We start from the raw sequence: 17678 nt of genomic DNA, 5'->3' as shown, positions 1-17678 counted from the left end.
GTCAGCGCGGGATTACCGCGATCCGATCATCTGCTCGGGTCGCACCCACGCATCGAATTCCGCCTCGGTCAGGTAACCGAGCGCCAGCGCGGCCGCCTTCAGCGTCGTGCCTTCCTTGTGCGCCTTCTTCGCGATCTGTGCTGATTTGTCGTAGCCGATGTGCGGGTTGAGCGCCGTCACCAGCATCAGCGATTCGTTCAGCAGCAGGTCGATGCGCGCGCGGTTCGGCTCGATGCCCACCGCACAGTGGTCGTTGAAGCTCTGCGCGCCGTCGGCGAGCAGCCGCACCGATTGCAGCACGTTGTGCGCGATCATCGGCCGGAACACGTTCAGCTCGAAGTTGCCGCTCGCGCCGCCGACGTTGACCGCCACGTCGTTGCCGAACACCTGGCAGCACAGCATCGTCACGGCCTCCGACTGAGTCGGATTCACCTTGCCCGGCATGATCGAGCTGCCCGGCTCATTCTCCGGAATCGACAGTTCGCCAAGCCCGCAGCGCGGCCCGCTCGCGAGCCAGCGCACGTCGTTCGCGATCTTCATCAGGCTGGCCGCGACGGTCTTCAGCGCGCCGTGCGCGAACACCAGTGCGTCGGCGGCCGCCATCACCTCGAACTTGCTCGGCGCCGTCACGAACGGCAGCTTCGTCAGCCGGCCGATCTCGTCGGCGACGCGCACCGCGAACGCCGGATGCGCGTTCAGCCCGGTGCCGACCGCGGTGCCGCCCAGCGCCAGTTCGTACAGATGCGGTAGCGTCGATTCGACGTGCCGGATACCCTGGTCGAGTTGCGCGACATAGCCGGAAAATTCCTGGCCGAGCGTGAGCGGCGTCGCGTCCTGCAGGTGCGTGCGGCCGATCTTCACGATGTCGGCGAAGGCCTTCGACTTCGCGTCGAGCGTCGTGCGCAGCGTGCGCAGCGCGGGCAGCAGGTGATTGACGATCGCATACGCGGCAGCGACGTGCATCGCGGTCGGAAACACGTCGTTCGACGACTGGCCACGGTTCACGTCGTCGTTCGGGTGGACCTTGCGCGCTTCGCCGCGCTCGCCGCCGAGCAGTTCGCTCGCGCGGTTCGCGATCACCTCGTTCAGGTTCATGTTGGTCTGCGTGCCGGAGCCCGTCTGCCACACCGCGAGCGGGAATTCGCGCGGATGCCTGCCCGCGATGATTTCGTCGGCGGCTTCGATGATCGCGTGCGCCTTGTCGTCGGCGAGCACGCCGAGCGACTGGTTGACGGCCGCTGCCGCGCGTTTGACGATCGCGAGCGCGTGGATCAGCTCGGGCGACTGTTTTTCCGTCGAGATCCGGAAATTCTGCAGCGAGCGCTCGGTCTGCGCGCCCCAGAGCCGGTCGGCCGGCACGGCGATCTCGCCGAACGTGTCGCGTTCCATCCGAACTGCTTCGTTCATGATGCACTCCTCTTGGGAAGGGGAAAGGCCGCGCGTCGCGCGGCGTCGGGCGTATCGTGAGGCAGTCGCGCCGCCTGGACGGCGGCGTTCTGGATCTTCAACGGTCAAGCATAGCGCCGGCGGCGATTTTGCGTCGTGTCGCGCTCAGCGCGTCGCTGCGATGAGCGACGCACTCTTCAGATGGAAGCGCCATGCCATCAGCACGGCGACGCTCGCGAGGCCGGCCGCGAGCCCCCACCACAGGCCGCGCGCGCCGAGGCCCGCGTGGAACGCCAGCCAGTAGCCGGTCGGGAAGCCGATCCCCCAATAGCCGAAGGTCGCCGCGAGCATCGGGATGCGCGTATCGCGCAGCCCGCGCAGTGCGCCCGAGCCGACCGTCTGCATCCCGTCGACGATCTGGAACACCGCGGCGATGCCGAGCAGCGACGCGGCGAGCGACACGGTTGCCGCGTTGGCCGGGTCGTCGAGGTGCAGGTACAGGCCGACGATCGCATGCGGCGCGACGATCAGCATGAGCCCCGACAGCGACATGAACGCGATGCCGAGACCGAGCGCGACGAAGCCCGCGTGGCGCGCGGCCACCGGCTGGCCGGCGCCGACCCAGTAGCCGACCCGCACGTTCGCGGCTTGGCCGATCGCAAGCGGCACCATGAACGCCACCGACGCGACGTTCAGCGCGATCTGATGCGCGGCGAGCGACGTTGCGCCGAGCACGCCGACGGTCAGGCCCGTCGCGAGAAAGAGCGTCGATTCGACCCCGTACGTGATCGCCACCGGCCAGCCGATGCCGATCAGCTCACCCATCACGGGCAGCTTCGGGCGCGCCGCTGTCACGAAATGGCGGAACCGCTGGCGGCCGTGCAGCAGCCAGATCAGCGCGAGCGCGGTCAGCCAGATCGTGATGGTCGTCGCGACCGCGGAGCCGAGGAAGCCGAGCCGCGGCAGGCCGAACGCGCCGTGGATCAGCCCGTAGTTGAGCACGGCGTTGACGCCGACCCCGCCGATCGACACCCACAGCAGCCGCCGCGCGGCGCCGATCGCGGGCAGGAACGCGCGCATCAGCCCGACGCCGATCAGGCTGCCGAGCGCCGCGAAACGCAGGATGCCGGTGTACTCGCCGACGTGATGCGCGAGCAGCGGCGGCTCGTGGAACATCAGCAGGATCGGTTCGGACAGCGACAGCGCGACGATCGCCGGAATCGCGAGCAGTACGGACAGCACGAAGCCGGTCCAGTAGATGTGCGGCACCCGGTGTTCGGCCTGCGCGCCGCGCGCATGCGCGACGCTCACGCTCACCGACGACAGCACGCCCTGCAGCACGGTCACGATGACGAAGAAGAAGTTCGCGCCGAGGCCGCCGGCCGCGAGCGAATCGGGGCCGAGCGAGCCGAGCAGCACCGTGTCGGTGACGCTCATCGCCATCTGCGAGAGTTGCGCGATCGCGAGCGGGGCGGCGAGGCGCGCGGTATCGGCGGCATGACTGGACAGCGACGGCGGCGCGGCGGCCGTCCGCGTAAGACCGGAATGCGACATGGAATGGGCGCTCGCGCGGGTGCGGGCCCGCGCTGTCTGTATTTATTTTGAGAGACGGCTAGCTTACGGCTTTATTCGAACGGTGTCGAACGCGCGCGCCGATGGCCATGTCGCGGTCAGGGGAACGCTACTTGCGCCGGCTACGCGTCGTGTACGGCGATCCGCGTATCGCCGAACAGCACGACCTGACCCGCACGGATTTTGCAAGTCTTGCGCAGTTCGACCACGCCGTCGACCTTGACCGCACCGGACGCGACGAACATCTTCGCCGTACCGCCGCTGTCCGCGAGGCCGGTGATCTTGAGAAGGTTGTGCAGCTCGACGTATTCGCCGGTCAGCGTGAAGTCCAGATTGGGCATGACGAGGGAGCGCGCGACGCGCGGGAGGAATCGCCCCGCATCATACGGCACCGCGGGCCGGCACGCGAGCGCGGCAGCGTGAGCAGGCTCGCGCGGCGGTTGTTAAGGACTGTGAGCGAGTCGTCAGCAAATGAAACGGTGGGTAACAGTCTGAGAGATTCAAGAACCGACGCCGCGGGCCGCGGGTCTGTCGACGTACCTGCTGCGTGTTGCGGCGGGGGACGCGACGGAGCGTATCGATGCGCTCCGCGCCCACAACTTCTTGAGGAGGATAGTCATGTCCAAGATTCGTACGATGCTGCTCGGTGCCGCTCTGACGGCGTTCGCCACATCGGCCGCCTTCGCGCAGACGGGCGCCGCGACGCAGGGCTCCGCGGGCGCCGGCGTGCAGACGCAGACGCCGGCGGCCGGCGCAGGCGCTGGTGCGGGCATGCAGGGCGGCGCCGGCGCGAACGCGTCGGGCAACGCGGTCGGCGGCGCGAGCGATGCGGTCGGCGCGACGGCGGGGGGCGCGAACGATATGGCAGCGTCGTCCGTCCACTCGGCGAAGAAGCACCGCAAGCACGCGGCGAACTCGACCAAGCACCGTACAGGCTCGAAGTCGAAGGCCGGTGACGAAGCGGTCGACGCCGGTGCGTCGACCGGCGTGCAGGGCGGTGCGTCCGCATCGGGCGCGACGCAGTAAAGCGGTGCCCGACCGTCGCGCGACGTTCGCCGCGGACGGCGCGTCGCGACGGCGGTGATCCGGCGGCCCGGTTCGCATTGCGCGGCCCGGGCCGTTTTTCATGCGCGGCCGCGGGCGCCGGCCGTCATGGCCGGCGCTGGTCCGGCCCCGGCCCCGGTCCCGGCGCATGGCGCGCGGCGGCGGCCGGCGTAAACACGCTGCGCAGCCATGCGGCGAGCCGCGCGAATACGTCGTACGGTTCGTCGACGAAGATCTCGGGTTTCAGGAGCCGCATATATTCCATGATCTGCTGCGCTTCCTGTTTCTGGAACGAGCCGTGCGACAGACCGAGCCGCAAGAGCCCGCGCAGTTCGCCGAGCTTGTCGCGCGCCGCGCTGCCGACGCTCATCTCGCACGCGAGCTTCGCCTCGTAGATGCGCTGCCGCAGCGACTCCGCGAGTCGCCACGCGGGCGTCTGCATCATCTCCTCGAGGGTCTGGATATCGTGCACCGCGCTCTTGATCTGCGCGGCGAGCGGATCGACGAGCGATACGTCGCTCTGCGCTTCGGCGACGATCGCCTTGGCCCAGTCGCGGCATGCCTTCGCGAGCTCGTCGGGCGTCCACTCCGAGCGCGACGCGAAGCCGAAGCCGAATTCGCCGGCCTGCCGCATCAGGATCGCGACGACGTCAGGGAATTCCTTGTCGAGCGTGCGCTTGGCCCACGCGTACTGGCCGCCCTCGAGCATCCGCTGCACCGCGTGCTCGGTCAGCGGCACCATGTTGTCGAGCAGCTTGGCGCGCAGGAAATCCTCGAACGACGGCGTCGCGAACTGGGGGTCGAGCTTCAGCGATACGCGCACGAACGCATCGTAGTCCTTGCGCAGGGACGCAAGGGTGTCGTCCTTGATGGAAAGGGTGATCTGGCCCATGAATCGTCTCGGTGGCGGCCCGCGCGGGCCGCTCGCCGGCATCACGCACCGGGCGGGGCGCAGCGTCGACGGACCGGTTCGCGCCGAGGCCGATGGCGGGTCTTCATTCGCTATATCGGCGCGCCGCACGCAAACTTGAGCGCGACCGGCGAAGCGCGCTTACGCCGGCAGCCAGTGCGGCATCACGATTCCTTGCCAGACGAAGAACACCGCGAGCCCGACCGCGATCGTCAACAGCGGCCGGCGCGTCGTTGCCGATACGAACACGGCGGCGAGCGCGCCGACGAGCTGCGCATTGCGCCAGGACAGTTCGGCCGTGCCGCCGTGCGGCGAGACGACCATCGGCACGATGATCGCGGTCAGCACGGTGACGGGCACGAAGCCGAGCGCGGTCCGCACGAGCGGCGGAAAAGTCAGCCGCTCGCCGAACAGGAACAGCGTCGTCCGGATCGCATAGGTGATGACGGCCATCCCGAGGATCAGCAACGCGTAGCTCACGATGCGACCTCCGTGCGAGAACCGGTGCGCGCGCGCGCGTGCAGCAGCGTGAGCGCGACGCCGACCGCGACACCGGCGGCCACGGCGCCGAGCAGCCCGAGCTTGTACGGCCATCCCTGCCAGAAGTACGCGAGCGTGCCGGCCGTCGCGGCGGCCGCGAAATAGCGCAGCGTGCCGAGTTGCGGGACGACGATCGCGATGAAGGTCGCCGCCATCGCGAAATCGAGGCCGAGCGACTGGAGGCCCGGGAACGCGGCGCCGAAGCCGATGCCCGCGAGCGTCCAGACCTGCCAGTTCAGGTACATCGCGAGGCCCGAGCCGAAGAAGTAGTACGGGCCGATCGCGCCGGGCGGGAAGTGCCGGTAGTGCGCATAGGCGACCGCGAACACTTCGTCGGTCATCAGCGCGCCGAGTGCCGCGCGCCAGCGCAGCGGCAGGTGCGCGACGTACGGCGCGAGCGTCGCGCTGTACAGCAGGTGGCGCAGGTTCACGATCAGCGTCGTCGCGAGCACGACGACGAAGCTCGCGCTGCCGGCGATCAGGCCGAGCGCGATGAATTGCGCGGAGCCGGCGAACACGGCGAGCGACATCAGTGCGCCGTGCCAGGCGGCGAGCGGACCGCCGCCGACGAGCGTGCCGAAGATCACGCCGAACGGCGCCGCGCCGATCATCATCGGGATCGTGTCGCGGGCGCCGTCGAGCCATTCGTTCAGCGGACGGCGGGGTGGGGGCGGGGGTACGGGGTTCAAGGGACGCTTCTCCATGAGTCGGAGGATAGCGGGGTGGCTCCGTGATGGCTTGTATGTTCTTGCTCCGGGCGATGCCGACGCCGATGCCGATGCCGATGCCGATGCCGATGCCGATGCCGCGCGGGCACGGTTCCCCGTACCGGCGAATGCGCGAAATCGGCGCGTCAGCGCGCCTGCCAGCGCCCGGGCGGCACGCCGAACATCCGTTTGAAGTGGCGCGTGAAGTGGCTCTGGTCGACGAAGCCGCTTGCGGCCGCGACATCGGCGACGGGCGCGCCTGCGCGCAACGGCGCAAGCGCGCGCTGCAGCCGCAACTGGTTGCGCCACGCATGCGGCGGCATCCCGGTCGTACGGGTGAACAGTCGCGCCGCGTGGAACGACGACAGGCCGACTGCCCGCGCGACCTCGTCGAGCGTCACCGTGCACGTGAGATCGGCAGCGAGCCGTTCGCGCATCGCGTCGACGCGCGGCTCGTCTGCCGCGAGCGCCGCCGGTTGCAGCCGCGCGTCGGCATGGCGCGCGATCAGCGTCGACAGCGCGTCGAGCATCGCGGTTTCGGCGGCGAGCGGGTCGTACACGCGCGGCGTCCCGGGAGCGGGAGCGCCGGCGTGCGCCGCCCCGTGTGCGCTGGTTGGCCGCATGGGTTCGCTGCCGGCTTCCATCATCCGGTGCGCGTGCGCGAGGCGCGCGGCGAGATCGGGGTCGCGGATCACGCCGGACGGGAACCACGGCGCATCTTGCGGGCGGCCCGCGATCGCGTTCGCGAGTGCGCGGAGATAGTCGACCGGCACGTAGCTGACGCGATAGCACCAGCCCTCGTCGGTCGCGCGCGAGCCCGTGTGCACTTCGCCGGGATTGATCACCGGCACGGTGCCCGTTTCGGCGACATGGCCGCTGCCGCGATAGGTGTAACGCTCGGCGCCCTCGAGGATCACCGGAATCGTGTACGCGTCGTGCCAGTGCGGCGCGAACGTATGGTTGCGATACGTGGCCGTGAGCAGATCCGCGTTCGGCAGCAACGGCGTGCGCCAGTAGCGTGCGGAATCCGGAAGGCGGGTGGCGGACATGGTCGGGCGCGGGGAGAGTCGAATCGACAGTGTATCGCTCGCGCGCCCGGCAGGCGCGGGCTTACTTGACCGGAATCGTCGTGCCGGCCGGCATCGGCACCGCGGTGACGGCGTTCTTCGGGCTGCCGCTGACGATGCGGTCGCTGTAGGTCAGGTAGACGAGCGTGTTGCGCTTCTTGTCGACCACGCGCACGACGTGCAGCGTCTTGAAGATGAACGACATGCGCTCGCTGAACACGTCGGTCTGCTGCTTGAGCGGCTCCTTGAAGCTGAGCGGGCCGACCTGCCGGCATGCGATCGACGCTTCGCTCGGATCTTCCGCGACGCCGAGCGTGCCCTTGATCCCGCCGGTGCGTGCACGTGAGACGTAGCAGGTCACGCCGCTCACGAGCGGGTCGTCGTACGCTTCGACGACCACCCGATCGGAGCCCGTCACGCGGAAATGGGTGTTGACGCTGCCGACTTCCTCCGCGTGCGCGAGCGGGGCGACGGCAAGGGCGCAAAAGAGAAGGGCGAACGGCGTGGCGGAAAGGAGGCGGGGTTTCATCGACGGAACCGGATGCGAGTGCGAGACAAAGACTCTAGCATGCGGGGCGGCGGCCGTCGGGTGCCGAAAAGACAAAAGGCCCGTCGAATGACGGGCCTTTCATTGTCTGGCTCCCCGACCTGGGCTCGAACCAGGGACCTACGGATTAACAGTCCGGCGCTCTACCGACTGAGCTATCGGGGAATAAATCGGTACATCTGCGTGTTGGGTTCCAACAGGGTTGCCAACAAAAACCCGTCCACTTTCAACGGGCCTGATGTTTTTGGCTCCCCGACCTGGGCTCGAACCAGGGACCTACGGATTAACAGTCCGGCGCTCTACCGACTGAGCTATCGGGGAACAAACAACAACAGCAGAGAAACGAGATTGTATGGAGTGTTCGCTAACCTGTCAACACTTTTGGGCCGCGACGCACAAAATTTTTTTCGGCGCCGCCGCGCGATCAGCGCTCGAGCAGGTGCAGCTTCTCTTGCACGTCCTTCCACTCGTCCGCGTCGGCCGGTGCCGGCTTGGTCTTCGTGATCGACGGCCAGTTCTTCGCCAGCTCGGCGTTCAGCTCGGTGAACTGCTGCTGGTCGCCCGGAACGTCTTCTTCGGCATAGATCGCATTGGTCGGGCACTCGGCGACGCACACGGCGCAGTCGATGCACTCGTCCGGATCGATGGCGAGAAAGTTGGGACCTTCACGGAAGCAATCCACCGGGCACACATCCACGCAATCCGTGTATTTGCACTTGATGCAGCCTTCGGTCACAACGTGAGTCATTAAAACGCTCCTGCTTGGCGGTATATATGGGGTGGCGTGTGCGCCAAAAGCGGCATTGTAACTGAAGCGCAAAACCCGCATGACGTGGTCGGCTTTCCGGCTTATATCGTTTCGTGATTAGTTTATGGCGTCGGCCGCGCGCGGCGGCGCAACGCCGGCCCGACGCGGCCGGGCGGGCAGGGGTTTCACGATGGTCGGGCACGCATTCGGGTAACATGGCCGACAGATCGGGCGGCGCGCGGTGCGCCGGGGCCCGGTCACGATATCGGCGTACCGCAATCATGATCATCACTTCGCTGCTCGACACGGATCTCTACAAGTTCACGATGATGCAGGTCGTTCTGCATCACTTTCCTGCCGCAAACGTCGAATACCGGTTTCGGTGCCGCACGCCCGGCGTCGATCTCGTGCCGTATATCGACGAGATCCGCGACGAGGTGCGCGGCCTCTGTTCGCTACGCTTCACCGACGACGAGCTCGACTACCTGCGGCGCATGCGCTTCATCAAGAGCGACTTCGTCGACTTCCTCGCGCTGTTCCACCTGAACGAAAAGTACATCTCGATCACGCCGTCGCCGAAGGGCAACGGCGAGATCGACATCGTGATCGAGGGGCCGTGGCTGCATACGATCCTGTTCGAGATCCCGGTGCTGGCGATCGTCAACGAAGTCTATTTCCGCAACACGCAGCGCGAGCCCGACTATCGCGAAGGCCGCGAGCGGCTGCGCGAGAAGGTCAAGCTGCTCGGCGCGCAGCCCGAGTTCGCCGACTGCAAGATCGCCGACTACGGCACGCGCCGGCGCTTCTCGAAGGTGTGGCACGAGGAGGTCGCGCTCACGCTGCGCGACGGGCTCGGGCCGCAATTCGCGGGCACGAGCAACGTGTTCTACGCGATGAAGCACGACCTGACGCCGCTCGGCACGATGGCGCACGAATACCTGCAGGCATGCCAGGCGCTCGGCCCGCGGCTGCGCGATTCGCAGACCTACGGTTTCGAGATGTGGGCGAAGGAATATCGCGGCGACCTCGGGATCGCACTGTCGGACGTCTACGGGATGGACGCGTTCCTGAACGACTTCGACATGTACTTCTGCAAGCTGTTCGACGGTGCGCGTCACGACTCGGGCGATCCGTTCGACTGGGGCGAGCGCATGCTGCATCACTACGAAACGAACCGCTGCGACCCGCGCACCAAGGTGCTCGTGTTCTCGGACGCGCTCGACATCCCGAAGGTCATGCAGCTGTACGAACGGTTCCGCGGCCGCTGCAAGCTGGCGTTCGGCGTCGGCACCAATCTCACGAACGATCTCGGCTACGTGCCGCTGCAGATCGTGATCAAGATGGTTCGCTGCAACGGGCAACCGGTCGCCAAGCTGTCGGATTCACCGGGCAAGAGCATGTGCGACGACAAGGCGTATCTCGCGTACCTGCGCCAGGTGTTCGGCATCGCGCAGCCGGCCGACGACGACGCGTCGAAGTAGGCGCCGGCCGAACGGCCAGGTGCGTCGCGGCGAGGGCCGCCGGTATAATCCGACGGTATCGCACGCCAACGTCACGAGGACCGTTCATGGACACTTCCGCTGCCCGTCGCCAGATCCTCGCGCGCATTCGCGCGGCTCAGGGGCGCACGGGCGAACCCGATGCGACGGAGCGCGAAGGCGTCGCCGACTATCTCGCCCGTCATCCCGAGGGGCCGCGTCCGCCGATGCCGGCCGACCTCGTCGCCGCGTTCGTCGATGAGGCGGCGCGCCTGTCGACGACGGTCGACGAAGTCGCGACGCTCGCCGACGCGCCGGCTGCCGCTGCCCGCTATCTTTCCGCTCACGGCCTGCCGATGCAGGCCATCGCATGGCGTACGCTGTCCGATCTCGACTGGGCAGGCGCCGGCCTGTCGGTCGAATGCCGCAAGCCGCGCGACGGCGATCTCGTCGGCCTGACGGGCTGTTTCTGCGCGACCGCCGAAACGGGCTCGCTGGTGCTGCTGTCCGGCCCCGACACCTATGCGTCGGCCGGCCTTCTGCCGGAAACCCACATCGCGATCGTGCCGGCGTCGCGGATCGTCGCCGGCCATGAAGACGCATTCGCGCTGATTCGCGCGGAGCGGGGCGAATTGCCGCGCGCGGTCAATTTCGTATCGGGCCCGTCGCGCACCGGCGACATCGAGCAGACCATCGTGCTGGGCGCACACGGCCCGTACCGCGTTCACGCGATCGTCGTGCGGGGCGCCTGACGTATCCGCTGCACCCACCGCCATTCGTACAAGGAAGTTCTGCATGAAACGACATGCCGCCTGGGCGGGCATGGCGTCGGGAACCGCGCTTGGCGCCGTTCCGGCGCTCGCATCGGCCGCCACGCTCGACGGTGCCACGCTGTCCGCGCTCTGGGGTATCCCGTTCGCCGGGATCCTGCTGTCCATCGCGGTGTTCCCGCTCGTCGCGCCGGTGTTCTGGCATCACCACTTCGGCAAGATCGCCGCCGCGTGGGCCGTCGCGTTCCTGGCGCCGTTCGCGCTCGCGTTCGGCGCGGGCACCGCGTTCGGTACATTGGTGCATGCGCTGCTCGAGGAGTACATCCCGTTCATCGTGCTGCTGACCGCGCTTTACACGGTGGCCGGCGGCATCTGCGTGAACGGCAACCTGCACGGCACGCCGAAGCTGAACACCGCGATCCTCGCGCTCGGCACGCTGCTCGCGAGCGTTATGGGCACGACGGGTGCCGCGATGCTGCTGATCCGGCCGCTGCTGCGCGCGAACGACAACCGCAAGCACGTCGTGCATGTCGTGATCTTCTTCATCTTCCTCGTCGCGAACGCGGGCGGCTCGCTGTCGCCGCTCGGCGATCCGCCGCTGTTCCTCGGTTTCCTGAACGGCGTGAGCTTCTTCTGGACGACTACGCATCTTGCGCTGCCGATGCTATTCATTTGTGCGGTGCTGCTGACGCTGTTCTTCGTGCTCGACACATACTTCTACCGCAAGGGCGGCGACGCACGGCCGCTCGCGCTCGATCCGACGCCCGACGGCGCCGCGCTGTCGATCGACGGCAAGATCAACTTCGTGCTGCTCGCGGCCGTGATCGGCCTCGTGCTGATGAGCGGTATCTGGAAGCCGGGCATCACGTTCGACGTGTGGGGCACGCACGTCGCGCTCCAGAACCTCGTGCGCGACGTCGCGCTCGTCGTCGTGGCGCTCGCGTCGCTTGCGCTGACGCCGCGTTCGGCGCGCGAGGGCAACGCGTTCAACTGGGCGCCGATCGAAGAGGTCGCGAAGCTGTTCGCGGGAATCTTCGTGACGATCGCGCCCGTGATCGTGATCCTGCGCGCGGGTGCCGACGGCGCGTTCGCGCACGTCGTCCATCTCGTCACGGGCCCCGACGGCAAGCCGATCGATGCGATGTACTTCTGGGCGACCGGCCTGCTGTCGTCGTTCCTCGACAACGCGCCCACCTACCTCGTGTTCTTCAACCTCGCGGGCGGCGACGCGCAGTCGCTGATGACGACCGGCGCGACGACGCTCGCCGCGATCTCCGCGGGGGCCGTGTTCATGGGCGCGAACAGCTATATCGGCAATGCGCCGAACTTCATGGTGAAGGCGATCGCGGAATCGCGCGGCGTGAAGATGCCGAGCTTCTTTGCGTATCTCGGCTGGTCGCTGATCGTACTGGTACCGGTGTTCCTGCTGACGTCGTGGATCTTTTTCACGGCGTAGGCTGACGATTTTCAACCAAGCGCGGGCGGTCCCGGCGGCACACGGTGTGCCGCGTTCCGGCTGCGGCATGTGGAGATGACGATGCAGAAGATCCTGGTCGCACGTCCGATTTTTGCGGACGTGATCGAGCGGCTCAAGCAGTATTTCGAAGTCGACTGGAACAACGGCGACGCGCTCGCTCCCGATGCGCTCGCCGCGCGTCTCGCGGACAAGGACGGCGCGCTCACGGCCGGCGATCCGGTCGGCGCGGCCGCGCTCGCGGCGGCGCCGCGCCTGCGCGTCGTGTCGAACATGGCGGTCGGCTACAACAACTTCGACATGGCCGCGTTCAATGCGGCGAACGTGCTCGGTACCAACACGCCCGACGTGCTGAACGAGTCGACCGCGGATTTCGGCTGGGCGCTGATGATGGCCGCGGCGCGACGAATCGCGGAATCCGAGCATTGGCTACGCGCCGGGCACTGGCAGAAGTGGGCGTACGACGGCTTCCTCGGCAGCGACATTTACGGGTCGACGCTGGGCGTCATCGGGATGGGGCGTATCGGTCAGGCGCTCGCGCGCCGTGCGCGCGGGTTCGGGATGCAGGTGATCTATCACAACCGCTCGCGGGTCGCGCCCGAGATCGAGGCCGAACTGAATGCCGAATACGTGTCGAAGGACGCGCTGCTGTCGCGTGCCGATCACGTCGTGCTGGTGCTGCCGTATACGAAGGAGAACCATCACACGATCGGCGCGGCCGAACTCGCGAAGATGAAGCCCACCGCGACGCTGACCAACATCGCGCGCGGCGGCATCGTCGACGACGCGGCGCTGGCCGTTGCGCTGCGCAACGGGACGATCGCCGCGGCCGGCCTCGACGTGTATGAAGGCGAGCCGAGCGTGCATCCGGCGCTGCTCGAGGTGCCGAACGTCGTGCTGACGCCGCACATCGCGAGCGCGACCGAAAAGACGCGCCGCGCGATGGCGGACCTCGCCGCCGACAACCTGATTGCCGCGCTGGGCGAAGGACCGCGTGCGGGGCGGCCGCCGAATCCGATCAACCCGGACGTGATCGGGAAGCCGCGCGCATGACGACGACGTTGTTGCTGGCGGCAGTCGTCGTGCTGGCTGTCGCGCTGGCGGTGGCGGTCGTCGTGATCGTGCGCGGCGGCGGGAGTCACGACGATGCAGCCGTACTCGGCGACCAGATCGAGGACGCCGCGCACGCGCAGGCGCGCGCGGTCGAGCGGCTCGAACGCGAGTTGCGCGGCGAGATCGTCGAGAACGCACGCGGCTCGCGTACCGAGCTGGCCGGCAACTTCTCGCAGCTTCAGCAGGCGCTCGCGACGCAGCTGACGAGCATCGCGACCGTGCAGAACAACCAGATCGACGGGTTCGCGCAGCAGCTCGGCAAGCTCGTCGCCGGCAACGCGCAGCAGTTCGACGCGATGCGCGAAAGCGTGCAGCGCCAGGCGCAGCAGGCACGGGAAGAGCAGACGGTCGCGTTGCGGCTGTTCGGCGACACGCTGAACCGGCAGCTCACGCAGTTGAGCGAAGCAAACGACCGCCGGATCGGCGAAGTGCGCGCGACGCTCGAGCAGCGGCTGAAGGAAATCGAGACGAACAACGCGGCGAAGCTGGAGGAAATGCGCCGCACGGTCGACGAGAAGCTGCATGCGACGCTCGAACAGCGGCTCGGCGAATCGTTCAAGCTGGTGTCGGACCGGCTCGAGCAGGTGCACCGCGGGCTCGGCGAGATGCAGACGCTCGCGGCCGGCGTCGGCGACCTGAAGAAGGTGCTGACCAACGTGAAGACGCGCGGCACGTGGGGCGAGGTGCAGCTCGAGGCGCTGCTCGAACAGATGCTCACGCCGGACCAGTACGCGAAGAACGTCGCGACGGTGCCCAGGAGCAGCGAGCGCGTCGAGTTCGCGATCCGGCTGCCGGGGCGCGAGGGCGGCACGCGCGACGCGGCGCCGGTGTGGCTGCCGATCGACGCGAAATTCCCGCGCGAGGACTATGAGCGGCTGATCGATGCGCAGGAGCGTGCCGATTCGGCGGCGGTGGAGGAAGCGGCCCGCGCGCTCGAAACGCGCGTGCGGATGGAGGCGCGTACGATCGCCGAGAAGTACGTCGCGCCGCCGCATACGACCGATTTCGCGCTGCTGTTCCTGCCGACCGAGGGGCTCTATGCGGAGATCCTGCGGCGCCCGGGGCTGACCGACCTGCTGCAGCGCGACTATCGCGTGACGGTGGCCGGGCCGACGACGCTGACCGCGCTGCTGAACAGCCTGCAGATGGGGTTCCGCACGCTCGCGATCGAGCAGCGTTCGAGCGAGGTGTGGCAGGTGCTCGGCGCGGTGAAGACCGAGTTCGGCAAGTTCGGCGACGTGCTCGCGCGCACGAAGGCGCAGCTCGAGACGGTGACGCGCTCGATCGAGGCGGCCGAGCAGCGCACGCGCGTGATGAACCGCAAGCTGAAGCAGGTGGAGGCGTTGCCGGGCGACACGGCGGCCGGGTTGCTCGGCGCGGAAGGCGCGGACGGCGCCGATGCGGACGACGTATGACCTGCGTGGCCGCAATCGGCAGGAACGAGAACGGGCGCCGCGGCGCCCGTTTTCTTTTGCAGCGGCGCCCGGCATGGCCGGGCCGTGCTCAGCTACCGGCGAGCGTATCCAGCGCGTCGCCCGTCACGCGCACGATGCGCCATTCCGGCAGCACGGTCGCGCCCATCTTCTCGTAGAAATCGATCGCCGGCTGGTTCCAGTCGAGCACCGACCATTCGAAACGCCCGCAGCGACGCTCGACGGCCAGCGCCGCGAGGTGCCGCAGCATCGCGGTGCCGAGACCGGTGCCGCGCTGCGACGGCTGCACGTACAGATCCTCGAGATAGAGGCCGCGACGGCCGAGGAACGTCGAATAATTGTGGAAGAACAGCGCATACGCGACGATCGCACCGTCGCGCTCGGCCACGAGCGCCTCGGCGGCCGGCCGTTCGCCGAACAGCGCGTCAGCCAGGTCGGCGTCGGTCGCGACGAACAGGTGCGCAAGTTTCTCGAAGTCGGCCAGTTCGCGCATCAGCGCGAGGATCGCGCCGACATCACGGGCGTCGGCCGCCCGGATCAGCGGCGTGCCGCTCATGCTTCCTCCGGCGGATCGGACAGCACGATCTCGATGCCGCCGAAGCGCGATGCGACCCAGTTGTACGCGTGGCATGCGATCCACAGCAGCACGAAGCCGAGGATCGCGTTCAGCAGCAGCGCGCTCAGGATCGTGCTCAGCTCGACCATCCCGTAGCGGACGTACGCGACCAGAATGCCGAGCAGCACGATCGGCACGCTGAACGTCAGGTAGACGAGGATCAGTGCCTTTGCGGTCTGCCCCGCGGCGATCGACGAAATTTGTTTTTTCATGTGCGGATTGCCCCCGTAGAGATATACCGATTGGAATTCAGATCAGGCCGTCGAGCGGCAGGATGTCGACCGGGGTGCCCGCGTCGACTGCCGCGGTATCGTGTCCCAGGACGATGAAACAGTTGGCGGCCGCAAGGCCGCTCAGCGACGCCGAGCTTTGCGAACCGGCCGGCGCGACGTGCCACTGGCCGTCGGCGGCGCGCGTCGCGATGGCCCGCAGGTATTCGGTGCGGCCCGGGCGTTTTTTCAGCGCATGCGTGCTGAGTGCCGTGTACATCGCCGGCGGCGGGGCGTGCGCACCGGCCAGCGTCAGCAGCGCGGGGCGCACGATGGCGTAGAACGTCACGGCGGATGCGACCGGATTGCCGGGCAGCCCGAAGAACAGCACGTGGCCGGCGCCGTCGGCCGTGCGCGCGAGCGTGCCGCACGCGAGCGGCCGGCCGGGCCGCAGCGCGAGGCTCGCGAACGTGACGTCGCCGAGGCGCGCCATCACGTCGCGCGTGAAATCGGCTTCGCCGACCGACACGCCGCCCGACGTGATCACTGCGTCGGCCTGTGCGGCAACCGCGTCGCTCAACGTGCGTTCGAGCGCGGCCGGATCGTCGCGGACGATCCCGAGATCGACGGCATCGATGTGCAGCCGCTCGAGCATCGCGACCAGCATCCCGCGATTGCTGTCGTACAGCGTGCCGCGGCCGAGCGGTTCACCGGGTTCGCGCAGTTCGTCGCCGGTCGAGAACACGGCGACGCGCACGCGGCGGCGCACCGTGACCTCGGTCAGACCGAACGATGCGAGCAGGCCGAGATCGGATGGCCGCAGGATGCGGCCGGCGGCGAGCGCGCACGCGCCGCGCGCGAGGTCCTCGCCCGCCTTGCGGCAGTTCGCGCCGCGCGCGACGTCGTGCGCGGCGAAGCGGACGACGTCACCGTCGACCCGAACGCGTTCCTGCGGAATGACCGTGTCGCATCCGGCCGGCATCGGCGCGCCAGTCATGATACGGATGCACGTGCCGGCTGGCACGGCGCCATCGAACGGATGGCCGGCGAACGCGGCACCGGCGATCGTCAGCGTGACGTCGCCGGGCGATGCGGGCGCGCCTGCGCTGCCGTCGAACGCATAGCCGTCCATCGCCGAGTTGTCGTACGCGGGAATGTCGAACGGCGCGTTGACGTCGGCCGCGAGCACGCGGTCGAGCGCATCACGCAGCGATACCGTGTCGCAAGCATCGATCGGTTCCGCGAAACGGCACGCGAGCGCCTGCGCGTCGGCGAGCGATAGCGGGGCATCGGAATCGGGTGCGGTTCGGGAAACGGGCGGGGGTTGCTTGATCATCGGTCGGACTGCGCCGCAAGGCGTATCGGGTTCGTGGCCGGTGGCGCGAAGACGGCGCCTGAGCGCGCAGGCGCATGCGGCGGGCGGGAACGATGCCGGTGCCGTCAGCGGCGGGCGAGCGCGGCGAGTTCCTGCCAGGAGTTGGCATTGTAAAACGCACGCTCGTCGCGAAACTCGACTTCGACCGTCTTGTGGCGTGCGTACCACGCACGCACCTTGCGCTCCCCGGCCGCGAGCCCGACGGTAAGATCGTCGGCGAGCGACGCGCGCAGCAGCGCGAAGGCCGGCTGCGGCGAGCGCGTCTGCTGTGCGTCGACGGTCACCGCCATCGCGATGTCGGCTTGTTGTGCGTCGAGTGCCGCGCGCAACCGCGCGACCAGGTCGGACGGCAAATACGGCGTGTCGCAGGGCGAACACGCGACGAGCGGCGCGCGCGCGGCCCGCATGCCGGCAAGCAGGCCCGCGAGCGGGCCGGGGAAATCGGGTGTTTCGTCAGGCACGATGCGCGCGCCGAACGGTGCACCGAGCTCGGCGTAGCGATCGGCGTTGCGATTGGCGCTGATCAGCGTCTCGTCGACCTGCGGCGACAGCCGGCGCAGCACGTGCAGCGCGAGCGCCGTACCGTCGAGCAACTGCAGCCCCTTGTCGGCGCCGTCCATGCGCGTCGCGCGGCCGCCCGCAAGCAGCAGGCCGGTGACGGAGGGCGGGTCGGAAGCGGGCATCGGGTG

19 protein-coding genes and 2 tRNA genes are annotated in these 17678 nt (G+C 68.2%); 6 read left to right on the top strand and 15 right to left on the bottom strand.

What is annotated here, in order from left to right:
* Nucleotides 1–12 precede the first annotated feature (12 nt).
* From fumC to O1Q03_RS14245, 3 genes are all read right to left on the bottom strand, one after another.
* Complete coding sequence (gene fumC / locus O1Q03_RS14255; protein WP_269504227.1) at nucleotides 13–1407, bottom strand: class II fumarate hydratase; 1395 nt, start codon at nucleotides 1405–1407, stop codon at nucleotides 13–15.
* Nucleotides 1408–1551: 144 nt separating this feature from the next.
* Nucleotides 1552–2940, bottom strand: coding sequence for a multidrug efflux MATE transporter NorM (gene norM, locus O1Q03_RS14250; protein ID WP_269504226.1), 1389 nt, complete (start codon nucleotides 2938–2940; stop codon nucleotides 1552–1554).
* Between the two features lie 140 nt (nucleotides 2941–3080).
* On the bottom strand, nucleotides 3081–3299 hold the full coding sequence (locus O1Q03_RS14245; protein WP_006753074.1) for an RNA-binding S4 domain-containing protein: 219 nt from the start codon (nucleotides 3297–3299) through the stop codon (nucleotides 3081–3083).
* A 277-nt stretch (nucleotides 3300–3576) separates the two neighbouring features.
* Here O1Q03_RS14245 and O1Q03_RS14240 point away from each other — a divergent pair, with 277 nt between their 5' ends.
* Nucleotides 3577–3984: a hypothetical protein gene (locus tag O1Q03_RS14240; RefSeq protein WP_269504224.1), complete on the top strand. Its 408-nt coding sequence runs from the start codon at nucleotides 3577–3579 to the stop codon at nucleotides 3982–3984.
* A gap of 124 nt (nucleotides 3985–4108) precedes the next feature.
* Here O1Q03_RS14240 and O1Q03_RS14235 read toward each other — a convergent pair whose 3' ends face one another.
* The 8 genes from O1Q03_RS14235 to fdxA form a co-directional block, all read right to left on the bottom strand.
* Complete coding sequence (locus O1Q03_RS14235) at nucleotides 4109–4894, bottom strand: DUF4088 family protein (protein WP_269504223.1); 786 nt, start codon at nucleotides 4892–4894, stop codon at nucleotides 4109–4111.
* 159 nt (nucleotides 4895–5053) lie between these two features.
* The gene (locus O1Q03_RS14230) at nucleotides 5054–5392 is read right to left on the bottom strand and encodes an AzlD domain-containing protein (RefSeq protein WP_269504221.1); all 339 of its coding nucleotides are present in this window, start codon (nucleotides 5390–5392) and stop codon (nucleotides 5054–5056) included.
* Nucleotides 5389–6156, bottom strand: a complete 768-nt coding sequence (locus O1Q03_RS14225) for an AzlC family ABC transporter permease (RefSeq protein WP_269504219.1) — start codon at nucleotides 6154–6156, stop codon at nucleotides 5389–5391. Before O1Q03_RS14225 ends, O1Q03_RS14230 begins: the two co-directional genes overlap by 4 nt.
* A gap of 149 nt (nucleotides 6157–6305) precedes the next feature.
* On the bottom strand, nucleotides 6306–7208 hold the full coding sequence (locus O1Q03_RS14220) for an AraC family transcriptional regulator (protein ID WP_269504218.1): 903 nt from the start codon (nucleotides 7206–7208) through the stop codon (nucleotides 6306–6308).
* Nucleotides 7209–7269: 61 nt separating this feature from the next.
* A complete protein-coding gene (locus O1Q03_RS14215) occupies nucleotides 7270–7755 on the bottom strand; it encodes a CreA family protein (RefSeq protein WP_269504217.1) in 486 nt (161 codons plus the stop codon).
* A gap of 107 nt (nucleotides 7756–7862) precedes the next feature.
* A tRNA-Asn gene (locus tag O1Q03_RS14210) sits at nucleotides 7863–7938 on the bottom strand.
* Between the two features lie 80 nt (nucleotides 7939–8018).
* Nucleotides 8019–8094, bottom strand: a tRNA-Asn gene (locus O1Q03_RS14205).
* Between the two features lie 103 nt (nucleotides 8095–8197).
* Nucleotides 8198–8521, bottom strand: coding sequence for a ferredoxin FdxA (fdxA, locus tag O1Q03_RS14200; protein WP_006753067.1), 324 nt, complete (start codon nucleotides 8519–8521; stop codon nucleotides 8198–8200).
* Between the two features lie 281 nt (nucleotides 8522–8802).
* Between fdxA and pncB the strand changes: the two genes are divergently transcribed.
* The 5 genes from pncB to rmuC all read left to right on the top strand — a co-directional run bounded on the left by pncB (nucleotide 8803) and on the right by rmuC (nucleotide 14771).
* Nucleotides 8803–10002: a nicotinate phosphoribosyltransferase gene (gene pncB, locus O1Q03_RS14195; RefSeq protein ID WP_269504216.1), complete on the top strand. Its 1200-nt coding sequence runs from the start codon at nucleotides 8803–8805 to the stop codon at nucleotides 10000–10002.
* Between the two features lie 86 nt (nucleotides 10003–10088).
* Nucleotides 10089–10751, top strand: a complete 663-nt coding sequence (locus O1Q03_RS14190) for a LutC/YkgG family protein (protein WP_269504214.1) — start codon at nucleotides 10089–10091, stop codon at nucleotides 10749–10751.
* Nucleotides 10752–10794: 43 nt separating this feature from the next.
* On the top strand, nucleotides 10795–12225 hold the full coding sequence (locus O1Q03_RS14185; RefSeq protein WP_269504213.1) for a sodium:proton antiporter: 1431 nt from the start codon (nucleotides 10795–10797) through the stop codon (nucleotides 12223–12225).
* An 81-nt stretch (nucleotides 12226–12306) separates the two neighbouring features.
* Nucleotides 12307–13296 (top strand): 2-hydroxyacid dehydrogenase, encoded by a 990-nt coding sequence (locus O1Q03_RS14180; protein WP_269504212.1) that lies wholly within the window; start codon nucleotides 12307–12309, stop codon nucleotides 13294–13296.
* Nucleotides 13293–14771 carry a DNA recombination protein RmuC gene (gene rmuC, locus O1Q03_RS14175; RefSeq protein ID WP_269504211.1) on the top strand — a complete coding sequence of 493 codons (1479 nt, stop codon included), beginning with the start codon at nucleotides 13293–13295 and terminating at the stop codon, nucleotides 14769–14771. Before O1Q03_RS14180 ends, rmuC begins: the two co-directional genes overlap by 4 nt.
* 88 nt (nucleotides 14772–14859) lie before the next feature.
* Here rmuC and O1Q03_RS14170 read toward each other — a convergent pair whose 3' ends face one another.
* The 4 genes from O1Q03_RS14170 to mobA form a co-directional block, all read right to left on the bottom strand.
* Nucleotides 14860–15345 (bottom strand): GNAT family N-acetyltransferase, encoded by a 486-nt coding sequence (locus O1Q03_RS14170; protein ID WP_175689429.1) that lies wholly within the window; start codon nucleotides 15343–15345, stop codon nucleotides 14860–14862.
* Complete coding sequence (locus O1Q03_RS14165) at nucleotides 15342–15617, bottom strand: hypothetical protein (protein ID WP_006401288.1); 276 nt, start codon at nucleotides 15615–15617, stop codon at nucleotides 15342–15344. Before O1Q03_RS14165 ends, O1Q03_RS14170 begins: the two co-directional genes overlap by 4 nt.
* Before the next feature lie 37 nt (nucleotides 15618–15654).
* Nucleotides 15655–16950 (bottom strand): molybdopterin molybdotransferase MoeA, encoded by a 1296-nt coding sequence (gene moeA / locus O1Q03_RS14160; protein ID WP_269504210.1) that lies wholly within the window; start codon nucleotides 16948–16950, stop codon nucleotides 15655–15657.
* Nucleotides 16951–17054: 104 nt separating this feature from the next.
* Nucleotides 17055–17672: a molybdenum cofactor guanylyltransferase MobA gene (gene mobA / locus O1Q03_RS14155; RefSeq protein ID WP_269504209.1), complete on the bottom strand. Its 618-nt coding sequence runs from the start codon at nucleotides 17670–17672 to the stop codon at nucleotides 17055–17057.
* Nucleotides 17673–17678 lie beyond the last annotated feature (6 nt).

Origin of the sequence: Burkholderia sp. IMCC1007 (assembly GCF_027257875.1) — a bacterium.
Lineage (GTDB): Bacteria > Pseudomonadota > Gammaproteobacteria > Burkholderiales > Burkholderiaceae > Burkholderia.
This window is presented reverse-complemented; position numbering and strand designations above follow the sequence as displayed.